We start from the raw sequence: 18,752 nt of genomic DNA, 5'->3' as shown, positions 1-18,752 counted from the left end.
CGGCTGGTGGCCGTGCACCCTTCGAGGCTCGCTACGCTCGCGCCTCAGGGTGACGGAGAGAGAGCATGCCGCGTGTCGCCGTCGGGTTGACACGTCGGAGTAAAGGTCGCAGACGGTCGGGACTTCCTGCCCGAACCGATGGACCATCCGATGAATTCCGCTTCCCCCAAAGTCGCACTCGTGACCGGCGCCGCGCGTGGCATCGGGCTTGCCGCGGCGAAACGCTTTCTCGCCGACGGCTGGCGCGTCGCGCTGCTCGACATCGAGGGCGAATTGCTGCGCGCGGCGGTCGCGGCGCTGAAGCAGCCCGACGACACGCTGGCGCTCACCTGCGACGTATCAGATGCCGCTGGCGTGGCAGCCGCGATCTCTGCGATCACGGACCGGTTCGGCCGGCTCGACGCGCTGGTCAACAATGCCGGCATTGCCGTGTTCACGCCGGTGCTGGAGACCTCGGACGCCGACTGGAGCCGGATCATGGCGGTCAACCTCACCGGCCCGTTCCTGTGCACCAAGGCGGCCGCGCCGTTAATGCGGGAACATGGCGGCGGTGCAATCGTCAACATCACCTCGATCTCGGCGGTGCGCGCCTCGACGCTGCGCTCGGCTTACGGCACCAGCAAGGCCGGCCTCGCGCATCTCACCAAGCAGCTCGCGGTCGAACTCGCCTCGCTCGGCATCCGCGTCAACGGCGTCGCGCCCGGGCCGGTCGAGACCGCGATGGCCAAGGCCGTCCACACGCCGGAGATCCGCGCCGACTATCATGACGCCATCCCGCTCAACCGCTATGGGCTGGAGGAGGAGCTGGCGGAAGCGATCTTCTTCCTGTGCTCGGATCGCGCCAGCTACATCACCGGACAGATCCTCGCCGTCGACGGCGGCTTCGACGCCGCCGGCATCGGCCTGCCGACCCTGCGCGGCGCGCGACGGAATGGGTAACGGTTGATCGAACGAACTAATGTCACACCGCGACGGGACTGCACTCCCTCGCCCCGTTCTTACGGGGAGAAGGTTTGGGTGAGGGGCCCTCTCCGCGCGCGCAGTACCAGTTAGCCTCGCGGAGACTCCCCCTCGCCCGGAACGCATCTGTCGATGCGTTCCGACCTCTCCCCGCACGCGGGGCGAGGTAAAGCAGAGTCACTGCGCTATCAGCGCCCGTTCACCGCGACCACACGCCAGGCATCCGGCAGCCGGTCGATCCGCGTCAATGACAGCGGATCGATGACGAAGCGCAGCGCGAGCTCCGGGGCAAGCTCGAGCGCGATCGCAAGGATCGCGCGAATGGTGCCGGAATGCACGACCAGTACGACGTCGCCGGACGGCAGACGCGCGAGCCCTGCCCGCGCCCGCGCGATCTGATCGGCAAAGCTTTCGCCGCGCGGCGGCCGGTTGCTGCCCGGCGATTGCCAGAACGCGCGATAGGCCGCGCCGAGCTCGGCTTCGATCTCGCTGTGACGCCGGCCGGTCCAATCGCCAAAATCCTGCTCGCGAAAGGCGTCGTCCTCCGTTGCCGTGAGACCGAGCTTTGCTGCGGTCTCACGGGTGCGCCGCGCCGGACTGCAGACCGCGCGAGCGTGGGCCGGCAGTCTCGCCTGCAACGACGCGAATGCCGCGGCATCGCCGAGGTCGGCGGGCGCATCCGGCGCGTGGATCACGCCGCGCGGACCGTCCACCGGCGCATGACGGATCAGCCAGAAACGCGTTTCGCGATCCATGTTCCGCTCACGCTTTCATTTTGACGCGTTTTCTTCACGCGAACCGGTCTCCACTTCGCTCGAAAACGCTCTAACCTAACCGCGCCGCGAGCAGTACCAGGATCGTGGTTTCCGCTACCTGCTCCGCACCGCCAAGCACATCGCCGGTCTGGCCGCCGATCTGCCGCTTTGCCACGAGCGCCATGACCAGCGCGCTCACAGCGGCCGCGATCGCCCCCAGCAGCGCGCTGCTGAACGGCAAGGCGAGGATTGCGATCAGCAGCGCGATGCCGGCCGCGACCACGGCAATGGTCCCATCAGGCCTTCCGGCATTGGCGGCGAGCCCGTCCTTGCGCGCGTAAGGCTGGCTGATCGCAATCCATGGCAGCACGCCGCGGCCCAGCGCGTGCGCCGCGATCAGGCTCTGCACCACGAGACCATTCGGAATTGCCGCGAGAGCCGCGAGCTTGGCGGCAAAGCTCACCACCAGCGCCAGCGCGCCGTAAGTGCCAAGCCGGCTGTCACGCATGATCTCGAGCTTGGTCGCGACATCGCGGCCGCCGCCGAACCCGTCGGCGACATCGGCGAGCCCGTCCTCATGCAGCGCGCCGGTGAGCAGCGCACCGCCGCCGAGCGCGAGCGCCGCCGCGGCGAGATCCGGCACACCGATCGCCCGCAGCAGCAGGCAAAACAGGCCGATCGCCGCCCCGATGGCGGCCCCGACCAGGGGAAACAGCCGCTGCGCCCGCGCAAAGCTCTCCGTCCGCGCGCCGTCCGGATGCGGCATCGGCAGGCGGGTCAGGAAGGCGGTCGCGGTCCGGAGATCGTCGAGCCATTGATTCATGGTGAAGGCCTGGAAATTGGGCTAAAGCGCGACGAGATCGGGCTCGATCTGATCGCGCTTTAGCTTCTTGTTAGGGCATGATCTCCGCGCAAATGCTACGCATTTGTCGCGAGGGAAAACCGCTTCACACGTTTCCGGATCATGCATTAGCTTGCGGCCCGCTCGACGAGGGAATCGCATGCAGTTCAGTACTCTAGACGACATCCGCGGCTTTTGTCGCGACCTGCCGCAGGGCGACGAGGCCAGTGCCGCGGCCGCCACGCAGCGCCAGCAGAACCTGACCAAGCCGCCGGGAAGCCTCGGCCGCCTGGAGGAGGTTACGATCTGGCTGGCGCGCTGGCAGCGGCGTGAGATGCCCCGGCTCGACCACGTCACGATCGCCGTGTTCGCCGGCAATCACGGCATCGCCGAGCGCGGCGTTTCAGCCTATCCCTCCGAGGTCACCGCGCAGATGGTGGCGAACTTCGCCGCCGGCGGCGCTGCGATCAACCAGATCGCCAGGCTTGCCGGCGCCGAGCTGCGCGTCGAGCCGCTCGAGCTGGCGCGCCCGACCCGCGATTTCACGACCGGACCGGCGATGGACGCCGCCGATTTCCTCGTCGCGCTCGATACCGGCTGGCGCACGGTGCCCGAGCAATGCGATCTGCTCGTGGTCGGCGAGATGGGCATCGCCAACACCACGGTCGCCGCGACGCTGTGCGCCGCCTTGATGGGCGGGCGCGGAGTGCGCTGGGCCGGCCGCGGCACCGGCGTCGACGATGCCGGGCTGATACGCAAGCGCACCACGATCGATGCGGCGCTCAAGCTGCATCGCGGCGCGATCGACGATCCGCTCGTCACCGCGATGTCGCTCGGCGGACGCGAGCTCGCGGCGATCGCGGGGGCCGTGCTGGCAGCGCGCGCACGCTGCATTCCGGTGCTGCTCGACGGCTTCGTGGCGACAGCGGCGGTGCTGCCGCTGGCGCGGCTTGCGCCCGATAGCCTCGCGCATTGCCGCGCCGGACATGTGTCGGCCGAGCTTGGCCACCGCGAATTGCTGCGCGAGCTCGAGCTCGCCCCCTTGCTCGACCTTAACATGCGGCTCGGCGAAGGCTCCGGCGCGGGGGTTGCGATCCTGCTGTTGCGCGCGGCGCTCGCCTGTCATGGCGGCATGGCGACCTTTGCCGAGGCCGGCGTCTCCGACGCTGACTGAGGCTCCCGGGAGAGCCGGAGGGTTCCCTCAAAAAAGCCGGTGCATAGCGTCGGCGCGGGTTGACAATCTTCGCGTGTGTAGCATGACCTCTGCACGTTGGAGGCCTAACCTTCGCGGCGGTGGGACGCCGGCTGGCGTCTCAGCCGTGCTGAACCAGATACCGGGGAGAAATCACCTCATGTCGGGCGTTCTCATCAATCTGATCATTCAGGTCATCAGCGGAGCCGTCGGCGGCAATGTCGCGGCGGGAGCGGCCAAGAACATCGATCTCGGCACGCTCGGTAACACCATCGCAGGCGCCATCGGCGGCGGTGCGGGCGGACAGCTTCTGGGCATGCTGATCCCGCTGCTCGCCAATTCCGGCGCGACGCCTGACATCGGCAGCATCATCGGCCAGGTCGCCGGCGGCGGCGTTGCCGGCGCCGTGCTCACTGCGATCGTGGGGGTCGCTCAAGAACCGCGCGGCCTGAGCCACGTGCTGTCGCAACCGGGACATCGGTCTTGACGATGCCCCATTCCGGCGCGAGCCTTCCGGCTTCAGATGCGGCGGCACCTCGATCGCATCGTGGCAGGGATTGCGCGCATGAAAATACTTGTCGCGGCGGCAGCTCTCTGCGCAACGGTTAGCTGCGCGCAAGCCGATGTTCGTATCCTCGCCAGCCCCGGCGGGCAGGTCGGCCCGTTCATCGAGCTGTTCGACAAGGTGCGCGAGTCGGGCGAGCGCGTCGTGATCGACGGGCCCTGCTTGTCCGCCTGCACCCTGGTACTCTCGATGGTGCCGGGCGACCGCATCTGCGTGACGCGGCGCGCCGTGCTCGGCTTCCACGCCGCGCGCTCGATCGACCAGCGCGGCCGCACCTATGCAGAGCCGGAAGCGTCCGTGGCGGTGCTGCAAGCCTATCCGGCACCGGTGCGCGGCTGGATCGCCCGCCGCGGCGGCCTGACCTCGCGCCTGCTATTGCTGCGCGGCCGCGAGCTCGCGGCGATCTATCCGCGGTGCAGGTAGCGGCAAATTACACGGTCATTGCGAGGAGCGAAGCGACGAAGCAATCCATGTCCCCGCTTGCGGAGCGATGAATTGCTTCGCGGAGCCTGTCATCAGGCGCGCTTACGCGCGACCCGTGGGCTCGCAATGACGTGGATAGCCGGCACGCACAATCTCCGTGAGCGCGAGCGAACAGAACCTGCGCGGCCTACATCCCCTGCGGGCAGTTCACCATCCAGGGGATGCCGAACTGATCGACGCACATGCCGAAGCCGTTGGAGAAGAAGGTCTTGCCGAACGGCATCGTCACCGTGCCGCCCTCGGACAGCGCCTTGAAGCGGCGTTCGGCTTCCGCGGGATCCTCGACCTGCAACGCGACGTGGAAGCCCTGCGGCTTCTGGAAGTGGCCGGGCGGGGCGTCGGAGGCCATGATGATCTCGCCGTCGATCGTGAGGCGGGCGTGCATGATCTTGTCTTTCCAGCCGGGCGGCGTCTGCATCTCCGCACTGCCCTCGCCGTAGGGGAAGGTGTCCTCGATCCGGGCGCCGAGAACCTTCTCGTAGAATTTCAGCGCGGCGCCGCAATTGCCGTCGTAGGAGAGATAGGGGTTGACCTGCATTGCATGCTCCCTTGGGTCATTCGAGCCTCGCCCCGGTGGTACCGGAACGAGGGCTCCGGATTGTCATCTTGACGCGTTTTCCCGACACGAACCGGTAACCACCTCGCTCGAAAACGCGCTACTTTTCAGTCAGCTTCTTCAGATTGGCGAGACCGACCTCGAAATCCCTGCCGATCATGCGATCCAGGTTCATGAACACCTGCATCACCTTCGACATGAAGACGGCCGGACCATACATGGTCCATGTGACGCTGGTCGCATTTCCCTGCGGCAGCATTGTGAACTCGGCGGTGTTGTGGCCTTCGAACGGCTTGATGAAGTCGAGCTTGATGACGATCTTCGACGGCGCGGAGGATTGCAGGATCTCCATGCGGCCGGCGCCGACATTCTTGTTGCCGTCCCAGGCGTAGGCCGCACCCTGCCCGCGCCCGGCGCCGCTGTAGATGCGCTTCATGGCCGGATCCCGGTTCTCGTAGGGCGACCAGAGCGTCCACTGATGGAAATCGTCGATCAATGGAAATATCCGCTCGGCCGGCGCGTCGATGCAGATCGCACGCGTGACGCGGAGCGTGCCCGGCTTGGTTACCGCGAGGATGAGGATGACGGCGATCGCGACGCCGAGGACAATCGCGATGATGGCAATGGTCTCGAACATGTCAGTCTCCACAGGGATGGATTGAACAATACCTCACCGGCGAAATGGAAGCATTGCGCGCAGATTGCCGTCGCGCAGATAGAGCCCGCCCCACAGCATCAGGCCGAGATAGAGCCCGAACAGCGTGTGGGTGAACAGCGGGCTGCCGATCCGCACATGCGATGCGATCGCGCCGCCGAGATAGCCGGTGAGCAGGATGGCGCCGAGGATCGAGGTCGGCGGCACCGAGTAGAGCAGCGTGCAGACGATGGTGATGATGCCGAGGCTGCGCGCCAGCGCATCGCTCGCGCCGAAGCCCATCCTGTCCATGGTCTCGGTGACGACCGACAACGGCACCAGCTTGATCGCGCCGTCGAACAGCAGGAACAGGACGACCATGCCGCTCATGACACGGCCGGTGATGCGGGCGGGCTTTGAGACTTCGGTGTCGACGGTCGTCGGCATGACAGGCTCCGTAACGCTTGGTGATGCTCTCTGCCTTCATGACGAACGGCGGAGTACGCGGCCGACAAGGCGGGCGAAGATTTTTTCGGAAGTCAGGCAGAGTCGATTGAGAGCTGCGACAAGCTCCCTCTCCCGAACCAAGACGTGGATGCCCGGCACAAGGCCGGGCATGACGAGTTTGTGGAGCTATCGAGCCCATATGCGATTGCCCTGCACTCGCGGGGGAGGCGCGTTGCCAAAATATCGAAAACAACCCCATGCAAAGTAGCCGGCGGCCGACCGGGCTGCTTGACACGTCGGGCAACTCAGGGATATTTTTCCAATATTCCGAAATCGCGCAGACGCACGCTCGCCCCCCGGGGGCATACGGCATTCGCGCGCTTCTGTACGCGACGTTTCCACGTCGTCATGACCGCCAGCCATATGCGATAGCCCTGCGCTCGCGGGGGAGGTGCAGCGAGTATGCCGGTGCGCTGTTGCTGACCGCTACTTCGCCTTCGCGTTGCGCGGCTGGCTGTCGCGCATCAGGCGGTCGATATGCATGCGGATGTGGGCGGCTTCGGCTGTGGTGTTGGCGAGCGCGATGGCGCGGTCGAAGGCGATGCGGGCGTCCTCGTTGCGGCCGAGCTGCATCAGGAAGGCGCCGCGGACGCCGAAATAGTGGAAGTAGTTGGCAAGCCGCGGCGCCAAGGGCTCGATCATCTCGAGCGCGGCTTCCGGCCCCTTTACCTTGGAGACCGCAACGGCGCGGTTGAGCGTGATCACCGGCGACGGCTGCATGACCTCGAGCGCGCCGTACAGCAGATCGATCTGGGTCCAGTCGGTATCCTCGGGCTTTTCCGCACGGGCGTGCAGCGCTGCGATCGCCGCCTGCACCTGATACGGCCCGCTGCGGCGGTGGCGCATCGCCTTGTCGATCAGCGCGAGGCCCTCGGCAATCTGCTTCTGATTCCACAGGCTGCGGTCCTGGTCGTCGAGCAGGATCACCTGGCCATCGGCATCGAAGCGCGCCTCGGCGCGGGCATGCTGCAGCAACAACAACGCCGTCAGCCCCATGATCTCCGGCTCGCTCTGGAACAGCCGCAGCAGCAGGCGGGCGAGACGAATCGCCTCCTCGCACAGTGGCGCGCGGATTTCGGCGGTGTCGCCGCTCGCCGAATAGCCCTCGTTGAAGATCAGATAGATCATCGCCGCGACCGAGGCGAGCCGCTCGCTGCGCTCGACCGCGCCAGGCGTCTCGAACGGCACGTCGGCATCGGCGACGCGCGCCTTGGCCCGCGTAATGCGCTGCTCCATCGCGGCTTCCGAGACCAGGAAGGCGCGCGCGATCTGCTTCACCGTGAGACCTGAGACGATGCGCAGCGCGAGCGCGATCTGCTGCGTCGCCGGCAGATCCTTGTGACAGCAGATGAACAGCAGCCGCAGGATGTCGTCGCGGTAATGCGAGCCGTCGAGCCGCTCGGCGATCTCGTCCTCGGCGTCGTCGAGGTCGGAGATCGCCTGGTCGTCGTCGGGCAGCGGCTGCTGCTTCTTGTTGCGGCGGACCTCGTCGATCGCGACGTTGCGGCCGACCATGATCAGCCACGCCGCGGGATCGCGCGGCGGGCCGTTCTGCGGCCAGCTCTTGAGCGCCCGCAGGCAGGCGTTCTGGAACGCCTCCTCGGCGGTGTCGAGATTGCGGAAGTAGCGCAGCAGGGCGCCGACCGCCTGGGGACGCGCGGACGTCAACGCAGCATCGATCCAGGCGGTGTCGGTCACGCTCACGCCTTGGTACCTCCCTGATTGAAGTAGCCGACCGGGCGGATCTCATAGGTGCCGCCGGGATTGGCCTCGCCGAGGTCGCGCGCGATGTCGAGCACCTCGTCGAGGTTCTTGCCCTCGACCAGATAGAAGCCGAGCAGCTGTTCCTTGGTTTCGGCGAACGGGCCGTCCAGCACCAGCGGCGGGTTTTCCTTGCGCAGCGTGGTGGCCGCGGTGGTCGGCAACAGCCGCGCCACCGGGCCGAGCTTGCCCTGCTTGGCGAGCTTGTCCTGCACGACGGACAGTTTCTGCATGACGGAGGCGTCGTGTTCCTTGCTCCAGGAGCCGACCATGTCTTCGTCATGATAGCAGAGGATGGCGTACAGCATCGAAAAGGCATCTCCGTTCATTGCAAGAACGAACGATTATGCCCGCTGCCGACAGGGGGCGCGAAAGAAATTTAGGTTCCGGATGCCAACGGTGGATCTTGATCGCGGCTCCATGGCGCGCTTCGACGGACGGGACGTTTGTCGCGGCGGCGATGAACGTGCGGTTGCCGATAGACGCCGTAGCGGGCGGCGATCCAGCGCGCCTTGGCTTCATCGCTCTCGCGATGGCGGACGTGGCTCCTCGTCATCGGACGGGACGCCTGCTGCCGCGGAGACGCCACGGGTTGCGCCTGAGCCTGCGATCGGGCCGACCGGGCCTCGCCCTGCGTTGGAGCAACGGTCGGTTGAGCCTCAGCCGGCGTGTCAGCGTTTACGAGCACGGGCGTGGGCCGTGGCGCCGGCGGCGCGGATGAAAGCCGACGCCCGGATCAGTTTGCGCATGGAAGTTCTCCCCTGTTGATGGCAGGACATATGAGCGGGCCGGACCCGCTCTGTGACATGCATCACATAGACGTTGGAGGTATCGGGATGGGTAAGGGCGCGCTCGCGCTGCTGATCAATGGCGGCTCGGAAAACTGGTCGTCGGGGCGCTGGAAGGCGCGGTTCGACGCGGTCTGCCCGGACCGCCGCGTGGTGCTGCTGCCGGACGGCGCGCTCGATCCCGCCGAGGTGCATTACGCCGCGGTGTGGAAGCCGAAGCCGGGCGAGCTCGCGGCATTCAAGAACCTGCGCGTCATCTTCAATCTCGGCGCCGGGGTCGACGCGCTGATGGCTGATCGCTCGCTGCCCGACGTGCCGCTGGTGCGGGTCGCGGTCTCCGATCTCACCGACCGCATGACCGAATATGTCGTGCTGCACGTGCTGATGCATCACCGCCAGGAGCTCTATTTGCGCGAGTCGCAGCGGGTGAAGCGCTGGGCGCCGGACTATCAGTGGGCGGCGAGCGCGATCACCGTCGGCATCATGGGGCTCGGCACGCTCGGCGCCGCCGCGGCGCTGGCACTGCGCGCGCTCGGCTTCCGCGTCGTCGGCTGGAGCCGCAGCGAGAAGCGGATCGACGGCATCGCCTGCTATCACGGCGCGGACGGGCTCGACGCATTCCTGCGCGAGACCAACATCCTGGTCTGCCTGCTGCCGCTGACGCCGGACACAAGGCACGTGCTCAACCGCGACGCGTTCGCGAAGCTGAACCGCGAGAGCCCGCTCGGCGCGCCCGTCATCATCAATGCCGGCCGCGGCGGCCTGCAGAACGAGGCCGACATCCTGCGCGCGCTCGATGACGGCACGCTGGGCGCCGCCTCGCTCGACGTCTTCGAGACCGAGCCGCTGCCCGAGGCGAGCCCGTTCTGGAGCCATCCGAAGGTGGTGCTGACGCCGCACAACGCCGCCGACACCGACGCCGACGAGATCTCGAAATATGTCGCGCAGCAGATCGCGCGCTTCGAGGCCGGCGGCGCGCTGGAAAACCTCGTCGATCGCAAGCGGGGGTATTAGCGCCGCCGCCCATCCCGGCAACGAGTTCGGCGAGCCGGTCGGAGGCGAGCTCGACGCTCTTCTCGATGCCGGAATTGAGGTGACGCTGCTGACGCAGGCGTGAGCGGTTTAGGATTTGCGCGCGAAGGTGACGTGGGTCGCGTGCGAGCTCGCGACATGCGCGACGACGGCGTAGCCGAGGGCAGGCAGATCGAGGCCCGCGAACAAACTCTCGCCGGCGCCGAGCACGACCGGCGGCAGCACCAGTTGCAGCTCGTCGAGCAGACGCGCCTGCAGGAATTGCCGCACCACCGAGACGCCGCCGCCGACGCGGATGTCCTTGTCACCGGCAACCGCGCGCGCCCGCTCCAGCGCCGCGAGCATGCCGTCGGTCACGAAGTGAAACGTCGTGCCGCCTTCCATCTCGATGTCGGGCCGCGCGTGATGGGTCAGCACGAACACCGGCGTGTGGTACGGCGGATTGTCGCCCCACCAGCCTTTCCAGGCATGATCCGGCCACGGCCCGCGGATCGGGCCGAACATGTTGCGGCCCAGGATCCAGGCGCCGATCCCCTCCATCGACTTGCGCGCGATCTCGTCGTCGAGGCCGGTGGTGCCGCCGTCCTGGCCGAATGTCTGGCGGAACGTCCGTGTCTGGAGGAACCAGCCGGGCAACACCATGCCGCCTTCGCCGAATGGATTTTCGAGACTCTGACGCGGCGCCGCGCCGAATCCGTCGATCGATACCGAGAATGCTGAAGTCCTGACTTTTCCCATGATGTTCCGCTTCCGTGAGTGGGGGGACCTTACGGAAGACGGGCGGGAAAGCCAGCGCCCGACATTTGCCTGGCGAGAAAATTTGGACGGCTATTTCGCGCCGCACAGCACGTCGATGGCGCCCTTCACGATCGCCTCGAGCTCCTTGCGCGGCACCCGGGCGCGGGCGCGGATCGCGATGGTGTGGATGGTGGCGGACGCCAGATGCGCCAGCGACGCCGGATCGGTCTCCTCAGGCAGTTCCCCGCGTTCCCTGGCATGGCGGAAGCAGATGCCGAACGCCTTGTCGAGCTCGGTCAGGCCCTCGACCACCATGGTGCGGATGCCCGGATCCGACACCGCCTCGGACGCCGCCGTCATCACCGTGAAGCAACCGCGCGGGCCGGACTCGCCGGACAGATAGATGTCGAGCGCGATGCGATAGATGCGCTCGAGCCGCTCGCGTAGCGGCGCGTCGGCGCGGAAGATATCGACCATCGCGGCGCGCGCATCATCGCGATAGCGCTGGTAGCTCTTGATGTAGAGCTCGCGCTTGTCACCGAACGCGCCATAGAGGCTCGGCCGGTTCATGCCGGTCGCAGCGCTCAGATCATCGAGCGAGGTCGCGGCAAAGCCGTCGCGTCGGAACAGATCGAGCGCCTTGCCGAGTGCGACATCGGGCTCATAGGCGCGCGGCCGCCCGCGGCGCTTCGGCGCGATCGGCCCCGCGATTTTGGCAGCAGTTGGCGGCCTTTTACTTTTTTGTACCATTTCGCATTTAATTTCTTGACGCGACCAATATTATCCAAGACAGTACAAAAAAATCAACAACGGCCGGACCCCCGCGCCAGACCCTGGAGGCACCCATGGACCTTTATTTCTCGCCCCTCGCCTGCTCGATGGCGACCCGCGTCGCGCTCTATGAAGCGGGCCAGCCGGCCAACTATCTCGAGGTCGATCCGAAGACCAAGGCGGTGCGCAACGACGGCTCCGACTTCAACAAGGTTAACCCGCTCGGCCTGGTGCCGACGCTGCGCACCGACGACGGCGTCGTGCTGACCGAGAACGCCGCGATCCTGCAATATGTCGCCGACCAGTTTCCGCGCGCCGGCATCGGCACGGCGTCGAATGCCGAGCGTTCAAAGCTGCATCAGTGGCTGTGCTTCATCGGCACCGAGCTGCACAAGGGCCTGTTCCTGCCGCTGCTCGACAAGAAGGCGCCGCCGGAGGCCAAGACCTATGCCGTGGAGAAATACGTCTCGCGGCTCGACTATCTCGAGGAGCACCTGAAGGGCCGCGACTATCTGCTCGATCATTTCAGCGTCGCCGACGCCTATCTCGTCACCGTGATCAACTGGACCATGGCAACGCCACCGATCGAGCTCGCGAAATGGCCGGCGCTGAAGGCCTATTACGAGCGCCTGCGCGCCCGTCCCTCGGTCGCGAAGGCGATCGCGGAGGAGTTCGAACTCTACAAGGCCGAGATCGCGCGGCATAAGGCGGCGGCGTAAGGCTTCTTACGACGGAGGCACAGTCTTCTCTCCCTCTCCCCGTTCTTACGGGGAGAGGGTTGGGGTGAGGGGCCGCTTCCGCGAGTTGCGAATGCGGTGAGACCTGTACCCCCTCACCCGGATCGCATCTTGCGATGCGATCCGACCTCTCCCCGCAAGCGGGGCGAGGTGAAGGGGTGCCGCGGTCAGCATCCTCGGCAAATTGAAAGCTTGCGCTTATCGAGCTCCCCGGCTGCAGGCTTCCCCTTCCCGCCGGGAGCAGGGGTGTCCGGGGAAATTCAGGCATAGCGGAGCTCCATCTGGTCAGGTGAGATGGTTGATTTCCGACGGCTGGGGTTGATGGGCGGAGGTTTGTCGATGGCAGCGAGGGATCGACGCGTGAGCAGGAGCTGGCCGACGAGTTCGGCGAACCTGAGCGGGAGCATTTTGATGCAGTTGGTGTGAGCGGCGATGCGCAGCAGCAGGTAGGCAATCATCGCAGCGAGCACCTGAAGGCGGATCGCGTTGTCGTTGGCGCCGAGGAACTTGCGAATATCGAGATGCTGCTTGATCCAGCGGAACAGCAGCTCGATTTGCCATCGGCTCTTGTAGAGGGCGGCGATCTCGACGGCGCTACGGGCAAGGTCGTTGGTCAGGAGTGTGATCTTGCCGCCTTTCTCGCGTCTGATCTTGATGCGGCGGAGCGGGATTGGAAGGCGCGAATCGCCCTTGCTGGTGAGCTTCACCTCGTCATCGGCAAGGATTTCGAAGCCATCCCCGTTACGCTTGCGGATGGCGCGATGCCTGAGCGAGCGAAGACGGATGCTCGTCTTCGCCCGGGTAACGAACAAAGCCTTGCTATCATTGATCTTCTGCCACCAGTCGAAACGGCAATAGCCCTTGTCAAACACATAGGTGGTGGCGGGCTGGATTGGGGTCTGTCGGCCGATCTCGATGTCATTGACGTTCGCGGCCGTCATCTCGACGCAGGTCGGGACATCGCTCCTTGGGTCGTAGACGACATGCAGCTTCATGCCGCGGATGCGGCCGTTCCACGTCGCCCAACTGCAGACCTTGCCGAGCGGGATCGGACTGGCGTCGATCAGACGCACCATCTCCATGCCTTCACTCCGCAGCTGGCGACGCGCCATCGCCGACAGCGCCGCAAAGGTTTGCGCGAAAATGCCGATCGGACGGCGGGCATTGGCATCGGACAACGTCGAGCGCGACAGCTTGCCGGTTCCCAAGTGATAGTGATGCTGCGAATTGGCGTTGAAGCCAGTCACCACCCCGCGCAGACTGCTGTTGCCGCTAAGCTGGGCATAGATCAGCGCCACCAGATGATCCCAGCTCCTGAACGACTTGTCGTAGGCATCCCCGTCCAGACGATCCACAACCGTCTGAAACTGCCGTCGATTGATCGGTTCAAGCAGCCTTCCAAAAATGCTACCGCGATATCGCATGCTCGGCCCTCTGTGTCTCGACAACCAGAAAAGACCGATTTGCCTCGGTCCTGCCGAGCATGCACCGCGACACAGTGAATCATTCCCCGGACACCCCTGCGCCGGGAGGGGACGGCATCTCTAGAAACACCGGCATGAAGTATTTCCATTCATCGTAGTATTCGGCCGGCAAGGAATATGGCTGGCATAGCGTGATCGCTTGCAGCGCGCTCTTGCGATAGGCTTGGGAGTAGTCTGACACGGCCGGACTGTTCTGCGACGACACCGACGGTTGCTCCGCCAGCGAGCCCTCGCGCGTCAGCCTGATCTCGAGAACCAACTTTATGTTCGCTGCCTCGTCCCCAACGGGGGCAGGTTTACGCCAACACTTGGTGACCTGAGAGCGAAACAGCGGCCCCCATTTTGCGGAATGGTCTGCGCTGCTCTGCGCAGCCGCGGGCTGGGCAAGGATGAGAGCAGTCGCGAGCAAGAGGCCTGCCAGCACTACGGCTGTAGAACGTTCAATTGGCATGTAATGGATCCGGCGGACGCGGTGAGGTTGCAATCGCCGACCAGCATAAATCAGCCCTCTTCGAGACGCGCAAACGTTTTCGATGAGTCACCACAACGACCCGTAGCCCCGGATGGAGCGCAGCGCGATCCGGGATCGACCGCACAACAGGAGAGATCGTCCCGGATTTTGCTTCGCTCCATCCGGCTACAAGGCTACGGAGAGCCGATCAGAACGGCTCGTGCCCCAGGCCCGGCACGTCGGCCGGACGCGGGCCCGGGGCGGGCCAATGGAAGCGGCGGTCCTTCTCCGAGATCGCGATGTCGTTGATCGAGGCCTCGCGGCGGCGCATCAGGCCGTGCTCGTCGAACTCCCACTGCTCGTTGCCGTAGGAGCGAAACCAGTTGCCGCCGGCATCGTGCCATTCGTACTGGAAGCGGACCGCGATGCGGTTGCCGTCGAACGCCCAGAGATCCTTGATCAGGCGATACTCCTGCTCCTTTTCCCATTTGCGGGTCAGGAAGGCCACGATCGCTTCGCGGCCCTGAAACACCTCGGAGCGGTTACGCCAGCGGCTGTCCTCGGTATAGGCGCCGGCAACCCGAACCGGGTCGCGCGAATTCCAGGCGTCCTCCGCCATGCGCGCTTTCTGCGCGGCGGTCTCGCGGGTGAAGGGTGGCAGCGGCGGGCGTGACATTGGCGATCCCTCGTTGTTTACAGCGCAATCTAGCGCTGCGTCCCAAAGAGTCGATGGGGCGTTTCCTATCGCCCGATAGTTGGAGCCTATTCCGTTCCGATTGTATCGGAACGGGGCTCCGGATTCGTGTTTTGACGCGTTTTCTTCACGCGAACCGGTACCCACTTCGCTCGAAAACGCTCTAAGCCAGATCGGCCTTCATCAGCGCGCGAATAGCCTTCGGGATCGGCTGCGCGCGGCCGCCGCTGATGAAGGCGACGCGGACCTCGGCCTTCACAAGCACGTCATCGCCGCGCCGGACTTCCTGAGCGAGCATGATGGAGGCGCCCTTCACCGCGATCGGCCAAGTCACGACGTCGAGCACGTCGTCCATCCGCGCCGGCTTGAGGAAGTCGAGCGTCATCGAGCGCACGACAAAGGTGAAGCCGCCGGTCACCTCCTGCGCTTCATCGAACAGCGCCTGCTGCTCGGCGCCCATCAGGCGGAGATGATTGGTGCGGCCGCGCTCCATGAAGCGCAGGTAATTGGCGTGATAGACGATGCCGGAAAAATCGGTGTCTTCGTAATAGACGCGGACCTGCATATGGTGGCGGCCCTCGCGGATCTGGCCGTCGAGAATGGGTGAGGTCATTTGCAGCCCCCGATTGCGCAACACTTTGGTTCGTATTGCGCAAAATCGCCGGCCGACGCAAGCACGGTCGGGAAATCTTGGGATCGGCTGGCGATCTGGATCAGGCGACCTTCTGGAATACCTTGTTTCTGACGACCTCTTGGTACCGATGATCTGTTCTGACCAGGTCGTCAACGATCATCTTGACTTGAAAAGCGTCGATCTGCTCATCGGTATATTGATCGCCGATTGCCGGAATTTTCGTCGGATCGAGTGACGATCCCCTCAGACGCCATTCATAGTCGTCGAAATCCATGTAACCGCCAACCTTGAGCAGTTTGTCGCACAAGAAGTAGTTCAAAGCGTCGACTGCGACCGTGTGCGCGCCGTCGAGAAAGCAATAATCATAGATCGGAGCGCCCTCATACTGCCTGATCAGCTTCATGAGAGACCAGTTGTAGGAATCGTTGAACTTCTGGGTGTTGCCGAAATATGAGATCTTGTTGGGGTAGGCGCTGAGCTTTGTCTCCGCGCGCTGGACCGCATCGTTGAAATCGAAAAGATGCAGCTCACACTCGGGAAACAGCTGGCAGACGTTTCTTGCGGTATCCGCCATGTAGATTCCAAATTCGGCGTAACGGAACGGCTGCTCCCGGCCGAAAACGGTTTTCATGAACTCGTAGGTGCCTGTCGTCCCCTGAACGCCGACGACGAGCTTCTTGGGATACCAATCCTGCATTTTGCGCAATCCCTCCCGCTACCTTAGGGTGAAGGGTACCGCCCACAGAAATATGCGGCAACTTACCATCCTTCATCGCGGCCATGTCGAAAGGCGCCACTCCGGAACCGGAACGGATACAGCAGTTACTTTCGACGGAACCGCCGTCGGCCCGCATCCGATGCGCAGCTCTCGCCCACGCAAGCGCGCTCAGGACACCACTGGCCCCTTTGCGCCGAGCGTGACCTGCACGATCTCGGGCGGCACGCCGAGGCGGAACGGCATGATGCTGCAGCCGAGGCCGCCGGAGACGACGACGTCGCATTTCAGCTTGATATGGCCATACGCGAGCCGCATGCCGTGCTTCACCGGTACAGCCGGCGACCAGCCGAGCAGCCGGACCTGTCCGCCATGGGTGTGGCCGGACAGCTGCAACGCGACGCGCGAGGGCACCCGGAGCGCGACGTCGGGCTCATGCGCGAGCAGGATCACCGGCGCGTCGTCTGTGACCTTGGCAAGCGTCGCGTTGAGATCGTCGACGCCGATGCGCGTGACCTGGCGATAGGGCCGCGCCGCCATGAAGGCGAGCTGGTCGCCGAGACCGGCGAGCCAGAACGGACGGCCGTCCTTGGCGAGCCGCACCGCGTCGTTCTCGTAGACCGGAATCCCCGCCCCTTCCAGCGCGCGGCGCGAGAGCGGGATGCCGCGCCCCAGGCGCTGTACCGCCTTGTCTTCCCAGTAGTCGTGGTTGCCGAGCACGGCGTGTACGCCGAGCGGCGCCTTCAGGCCCTTCAGCACCGCGGCCCAGTCGGAGGCCGGAATGAAGCGGGTGACGTGGCGCAGCCCGGCGACATAGTCGCCGAGCAGCACGATGATGTCGGGGTTCAGACCGTTCGTCCGCTCGACGATCTCAGCGATGCGATCGAGCGACATCCAGGGATCGCAGGCGTGGATGTCGGCGAGCGCGGCGATCTTGAGCGGAAAATCCGCCGGCCATTGCCGCGGCGACAGATCGTAGCGCGTGAGCGCGAGGCGGACGACCGGCTCGCTCAAGCCATAGGCCGCGGTCGAAGCGGTGGCGGCGGTCAATCCGCCGAACCCGCGCAGAAAATGACGACGTGAAATCATGGACGTGTGATCGGTGATGCCTGGCGCTTGTCGAAAACACTCTGGGCTATCATAGGCCCTTTGATTGGAGCGAAATTGGGCCGTGCTTGTGCAGACAGCCTGCAGAGATGCCGCAATGGTTAGCAGGCAAGGTTACCGGCGGCGCGACGCGCCGCATCAACACGTCTCTTCACGTCTTCGAGAGCGGAGGGCTTTTGTTCGAGCATGAAAACCGCTTCGCCCTCTTCCGGATCATGCGTCAGTCCTCGTCGCCATTGCTGCCGAACAGGCCGAACTGCGAGGGATCGCGGTTCGGCTCGGCGAGGCCGAGATGGCGGAAGGCGTGCGAGGTCAGAAGCCGGCCACGCGGAGTACGCTGCAGATAGCCGCACTGGATCAGATAGGGCTCGATGATGTCCTCGATCGCATCGCGCGGCTCCGACAACGCCGCCGCCATGGTCTCGACGCCGACCGGCCCGCCGCCATAGTTCAAGGCAATGGTGGTGAGATAGCGCCGGTCCATCGCGTCTAACCCGGCGCTGTCCACCTCGAGCGCGCTCAACGCCCGGTCGGCGATGCCGCGGTCGACGGAATCGGCGTCCGCCGCGGAGGCAAAGTCGCGCACCCGGCGCAGCAGGCGGCCGGCGATGCGCGGCGTGCCGCGGGCGCGGCGCGCGATCTCGTTGGCGCCATCAGGACTCATGCCGATATTGAGCACGCGGGCACCGCGGGTGACGATCTTCTCGAGCTCTTCCTCGGTGTAGAAATTGAGCCGGATCGGAATGCCGAAGCGGTCGCGCAACGGATTGGTGAGCAGGCCTGCGCGCGTCGTCGCGCCGACCAGCGTGAACTTCGACAATTCGATCTTGACCGAGCGCGCCGCCGGACCCTCGCCGATGATCAGGTCGAGCTGGAAATCCTCCATCGCGGGATAGAGCACTTCCTCGACCGCCGGGCTGAGGCGATGGATCTCGTCGATGAACAGCACGTCGCGTTCTTCGAGATTGGTCAGCAGCGCCGCGAGATCGCCGGCCTTCGCAATGACAGGGCCGGAGGTGGCACGAAAGCCGACGCCGAGCTCACGCGCGACGATCTGCGCCAGCGTGGTCTTGCCGAGGCCGGGGGGACCGACGAACAGCACGTGATCGAGCGCCTCGCCGCGTTTCTTCGCAGCCTCGATGAAGATCGAGAGATTCTTGCGTGCCTGGGCCTGACCGACGAACTCCGTCAGCGACTGCGGCCGCAGCGCGGTGTCACCGACATCGTCGGAGCGGCGTTCAGGCGAGACCATGCGCGAGGGCGTATTCATGATGCGAGACTAACACGAGATTGTTCTCCCTCTCCCCGCTCTTGCGGGGAGAGGGTTGGGGTGAGGGGCTGCTTCCG

General features: G+C 65.2%; 22 protein-coding genes. 6 read left to right on the top strand and 16 right to left on the bottom strand.

Translation table 11 applies throughout. From position 1 onward, the window contains the following. Window positions 1-150: 150 nt before the first annotated feature. Window positions 151-939, top strand: coding sequence for an SDR family NAD(P)-dependent oxidoreductase (locus tag ACVMB1_RS39255; RefSeq protein WP_028341382.1), 789 nt, complete (start codon window positions 151-153; stop codon window positions 937-939). Between the two features lie 209 nt (window positions 940-1,148). Here ACVMB1_RS39255 and ACVMB1_RS39250 read toward each other — a convergent pair whose 3' ends face one another. Both ACVMB1_RS39250 and cobS read right to left on the bottom strand, forming a co-directional pair. Continuing rightward, window positions 1,149-1,715 (bottom strand): histidine phosphatase family protein, encoded by a 567-nt coding sequence (locus ACVMB1_RS39250; RefSeq protein ID WP_057016219.1) that lies wholly within the window; start codon window positions 1,713-1,715, stop codon window positions 1,149-1,151. Window positions 1,716-1,785: 70 nt separating this feature from the next. Further along, entirely contained in the window at window positions 1,786-2,538 is a 753-nt protein-coding gene (gene cobS, locus ACVMB1_RS39245; RefSeq protein WP_076827725.1) for an adenosylcobinamide-GDP ribazoletransferase, read from the bottom strand. Window positions 2,539-2,716: 178 nt separating this feature from the next. Here cobS and cobT point away from each other — a divergent pair, with 178 nt between their 5' ends. The 3 genes from cobT to ACVMB1_RS39230 all read left to right on the top strand — a co-directional run bounded on the left by cobT (window position 2,717) and on the right by ACVMB1_RS39230 (window position 4,736). Beyond that, the gene (gene cobT / locus ACVMB1_RS39240; protein ID WP_076827727.1) at window positions 2,717-3,730 is read left to right on the top strand and encodes a nicotinate-nucleotide--dimethylbenzimidazole phosphoribosyltransferase; all 1,014 of its coding nucleotides are present in this window, start codon (window positions 2,717-2,719) and stop codon (window positions 3,728-3,730) included. A 178-nt stretch (window positions 3,731-3,908) separates the two neighbouring features. Next, the gene (locus tag ACVMB1_RS39235) at window positions 3,909-4,235 is read left to right on the top strand and encodes a hypothetical protein (RefSeq protein ID WP_076827729.1); all 327 of its coding nucleotides are present in this window, start codon (window positions 3,909-3,911) and stop codon (window positions 4,233-4,235) included. 78 nt (window positions 4,236-4,313) lie between these two features. After that, window positions 4,314-4,736 (top strand): S49 family peptidase domain-containing protein, encoded by a 423-nt coding sequence (locus ACVMB1_RS39230; RefSeq protein WP_057016263.1) that lies wholly within the window; start codon window positions 4,314-4,316, stop codon window positions 4,734-4,736. A gap of 187 nt (window positions 4,737-4,923) precedes the next feature. On the opposite strand, the gene ACVMB1_RS39225 is transcribed toward ACVMB1_RS39230, so the two are convergent. From ACVMB1_RS39225 to ACVMB1_RS39205, 5 genes are all read right to left on the bottom strand, one after another. Beyond that, complete coding sequence (locus ACVMB1_RS39225; RefSeq protein ID WP_028343957.1) at window positions 4,924-5,334, bottom strand: VOC family protein; 411 nt, start codon at window positions 5,332-5,334, stop codon at window positions 4,924-4,926. 118 nt (window positions 5,335-5,452) lie between these two features. Beyond that, the gene (locus tag ACVMB1_RS39220) at window positions 5,453-5,989 is read right to left on the bottom strand and encodes an SRPBCC family protein (protein ID WP_076827731.1); all 537 of its coding nucleotides are present in this window, start codon (window positions 5,987-5,989) and stop codon (window positions 5,453-5,455) included. Between the two features lie 33 nt (window positions 5,990-6,022). Beyond that, window positions 6,023-6,433, bottom strand: a complete 411-nt coding sequence (locus ACVMB1_RS39215; protein ID WP_076827733.1) for a DoxX family protein — start codon at window positions 6,431-6,433, stop codon at window positions 6,023-6,025. 486 nt (window positions 6,434-6,919) lie between these two features. Next, the gene (locus tag ACVMB1_RS39210; protein ID WP_076827735.1) at window positions 6,920-8,197 is read right to left on the bottom strand and encodes an RNA polymerase sigma factor; all 1,278 of its coding nucleotides are present in this window, start codon (window positions 8,195-8,197) and stop codon (window positions 6,920-6,922) included. Continuing rightward, the gene (locus ACVMB1_RS39205; protein ID WP_028332829.1) at window positions 8,194-8,562 is read right to left on the bottom strand and encodes a YciI family protein; all 369 of its coding nucleotides are present in this window, start codon (window positions 8,560-8,562) and stop codon (window positions 8,194-8,196) included. The genes ACVMB1_RS39210 and ACVMB1_RS39205 overlap by 4 nt, the downstream gene beginning before the upstream one ends. Window positions 8,563-9,090: 528 nt before the next feature. Between ACVMB1_RS39205 and ACVMB1_RS39200 the strand changes: the two genes are divergently transcribed. Continuing rightward, complete coding sequence (locus ACVMB1_RS39200) at window positions 9,091-10,056, top strand: 2-hydroxyacid dehydrogenase (protein ID WP_076827737.1); 966 nt, start codon at window positions 9,091-9,093, stop codon at window positions 10,054-10,056. A gap of 108 nt (window positions 10,057-10,164) precedes the next feature. Here ACVMB1_RS39200 and ACVMB1_RS39195 read toward each other — a convergent pair whose 3' ends face one another. Further along, window positions 10,165-10,812 carry a dihydrofolate reductase family protein gene (locus tag ACVMB1_RS39195; RefSeq protein WP_076827738.1) on the bottom strand — a complete coding sequence of 216 codons (648 nt, stop codon included), beginning with the start codon at window positions 10,810-10,812 and terminating at the stop codon, window positions 10,165-10,167. A 90-nt stretch (window positions 10,813-10,902) separates the two neighbouring features. Beyond that, on the bottom strand, window positions 10,903-11,562 hold the full coding sequence (locus ACVMB1_RS39190) for a TetR/AcrR family transcriptional regulator (RefSeq protein ID WP_141342872.1): 660 nt from the start codon (window positions 11,560-11,562) through the stop codon (window positions 10,903-10,905). Between the two features lie 95 nt (window positions 11,563-11,657). Between ACVMB1_RS39190 and ACVMB1_RS39185 the strand changes: the two genes are divergently transcribed. Next, window positions 11,658-12,302, top strand: a complete 645-nt coding sequence (locus ACVMB1_RS39185; protein ID WP_076827742.1) for a glutathione binding-like protein — start codon at window positions 11,658-11,660, stop codon at window positions 12,300-12,302. 278 nt (window positions 12,303-12,580) lie between these two features. Here ACVMB1_RS39185 and ACVMB1_RS39180 read toward each other — a convergent pair whose 3' ends face one another. The 7 genes from ACVMB1_RS39180 to ruvB all read right to left on the bottom strand — a co-directional run bounded on the left by ACVMB1_RS39180 (window position 12,581) and on the right by ruvB (window position 18,675). After that, window positions 12,581-13,744 (bottom strand): IS4 family transposase, encoded by a 1,164-nt coding sequence (locus ACVMB1_RS39180; RefSeq protein WP_229193596.1) that lies wholly within the window; start codon window positions 13,742-13,744, stop codon window positions 12,581-12,583. Window positions 13,745-13,823: 79 nt separating this feature from the next. After that, window positions 13,824-14,255, bottom strand: coding sequence for a hypothetical protein (locus ACVMB1_RS39175; protein WP_143270701.1), 432 nt, complete (start codon window positions 14,253-14,255; stop codon window positions 13,824-13,826). A gap of 208 nt (window positions 14,256-14,463) precedes the next feature. After that, window positions 14,464-14,931: a nuclear transport factor 2 family protein gene (locus tag ACVMB1_RS39170; RefSeq protein ID WP_076825036.1), complete on the bottom strand. Its 468-nt coding sequence runs from the start codon at window positions 14,929-14,931 to the stop codon at window positions 14,464-14,466. A 181-nt stretch (window positions 14,932-15,112) separates the two neighbouring features. Beyond that, window positions 15,113-15,562 (bottom strand): tol-pal system-associated acyl-CoA thioesterase, encoded by a 450-nt coding sequence (ybgC, locus tag ACVMB1_RS39165; RefSeq protein WP_076825034.1) that lies wholly within the window; start codon window positions 15,560-15,562, stop codon window positions 15,113-15,115. 100 nt (window positions 15,563-15,662) lie between these two features. Beyond that, complete coding sequence (locus ACVMB1_RS39160; protein WP_076825032.1) at window positions 15,663-16,280, bottom strand: hypothetical protein; 618 nt, start codon at window positions 16,278-16,280, stop codon at window positions 15,663-15,665. Between the two features lie 189 nt (window positions 16,281-16,469). Then, complete coding sequence (locus ACVMB1_RS39155; protein ID WP_141341961.1) at window positions 16,470-17,387, bottom strand: metallophosphoesterase; 918 nt, start codon at window positions 17,385-17,387, stop codon at window positions 16,470-16,472. 238 nt (window positions 17,388-17,625) lie between these two features. Next, a complete protein-coding gene (gene ruvB, locus ACVMB1_RS39150; protein WP_057016206.1) occupies window positions 17,626-18,675 on the bottom strand; it encodes a Holliday junction branch migration DNA helicase RuvB in 1,050 nt (349 codons plus the stop codon). Window positions 18,676-18,752: the final 77 nt, after the last annotated feature.

It is taken from the genome of Bradyrhizobium sp. USDA 4504 (assembly GCF_054063995.1).
Note: the sequence above shows the minus strand (reverse complement) of the source record. Positions and strands in the feature narration are given on the sequence as shown.